The sequence below is a fragment of the Ralstonia sp. TCR112 genome (assembly GCF_007997035.1).
In the GTDB taxonomy this organism is placed as follows: domain Bacteria; phylum Pseudomonadota; class Gammaproteobacteria; order Burkholderiales; family Burkholderiaceae; genus Ralstonia; species Ralstonia edaphi.
This window is the reverse complement of sequence record NZ_VOSS01000222.1, coordinates 1-1,340: the sequence shown is the minus strand read 5'-3', so window position 1 is coordinate 1,340 and position 1,340 is coordinate 1. Positions and strand designations below refer to the sequence as shown.

Sequence of the window (1,340 nt, the reverse complement as noted above, 5' to 3'; positions counted from 1 at the left end):
GTGCGGGCAAGACGATGGAATCGGTCACGACCTCCGTGGCCAGCGTGACGACGCTCATTGAAGAGATTGCGGCGGCCTGTGCCGAGCAAAGCCAGGGCATCGCGCAGATCCACATTGCCGTGTCAGAGATGGATGAAATGACACAGCGCAATGCCGCGCTGGTTGAGGAGGCCGCAGCCGCGTCCCAAGCGCTTGAGGAACAGGGCAAGGCGCTCGCGCACTCGGTGCAGAGCTTCCAGGTCGCATAAGAAGACGGCCCCCCCAAGGAGACACCAATGAGCGACTACCCAGTAGGCGCACGCGAAAGCGAGCGCGTAGAGGCAGTGTTGGCGTGCGGCATTCTCGACACCGCCGATGACCCGAAGTTCGACCGGCTCACGCGGCTGGCCTGCCATGCGTTGGGCGTGCCCATGGCGCTGGTTTCGATTGTTGATGATCGGCGCCAGTGGTTTAAGTCCCGCCACGGCTTGGACACGCGCGAGACTCCCCGCAAATGGGCGTTCTGCAACTACGCCATCCTGGGGGCGGAGCCGTTCATCGTGGAAGACGCCGCGGCCGACCCGACGTTTGCAGACAACCCCTTGGTGACGGGGCACCCGTTCATCCGCTTCTATGCGGGCGCACCGCTCGTTGATCGAGCCGGTTATGCGCTGGGCACGTTGTGCGTGCTCGATGTGGTGCCCCGGCAGATCGATGCCGCGCAGATTGCCGTGCTGCAAGACCTGGCCCACTTCTGCTCGCACATCATCACGTCGCATGCCGACACAAGCATGTCGGCCGCTGCGCTGCCGTGAGCCGATCGATGCAAGCGCAAGCGGAAAGCGATGGCGGCCACGCGCTGATCGGGCGACAAGCGATTGTCGATCGAGCCGGCGCATTGGTGGCCTACGAGCTGCTGTTTCGGGGGACCACCCGCTGTACGCGTGCGGAGTTCTCCGACGGCACCCTGGCGACAAGCAACGTCATCCTGAACACGGTCAGCGAGTTTGGCGTCGACCGCGTCTTGGGCGATCTGGGCGGCTACGTCAACATCGGCCAGCACTCCATCAATCTCGCGCTGCTGGAGATCCTGCCGCCCCAGCGGTTCACGCTCGAACTGCTGGAGACCGTGCAGTTTGATGAGGCGACGATTGCCGAATGCAGGGCATTGCAAAAGCACGGCTATCGGCTTGCCCTGGATGATGTGACGGACATCACCTCTGTGCCCCGCGAAATGCTGGACCTGGTTGACGTCGTGAAGGTGGACGTCAGCGCGGCAACGCCTGCGGCCATTGACGAGATTCTTGCTGCCGCGCGGCGTCACCAGTTCAAGGTGCTTGCCGAGAAGGTGGAAACCGCGG

At 63.5% G+C, this 1,340-nt stretch carries 2 protein-coding genes and 1 pseudogene; all 3 read left to right on the top strand.

What is annotated here, in order from left to right; genetic code table 11:
* Positions 1-248, top strand: a pseudogene (locus FUT88_RS25480) (methyl-accepting chemotaxis protein); the annotation flags it as partial.
* A 27-nt stretch (positions 249-275) separates the two neighbouring features.
* Complete coding sequence (locus tag FUT88_RS25475) at positions 276-794, top strand: GAF domain-containing protein (protein WP_147217521.1); 519 nt, start codon at positions 276-278, stop codon at positions 792-794.
* Positions 795-802: 8 nt separating this feature from the next.
* Positions 803-1,340, top strand: a 538-nt coding sequence (locus FUT88_RS25470) for an EAL domain-containing protein (RefSeq protein ID WP_147219333.1), incomplete at its 3' end; no start/stop codon positions are given.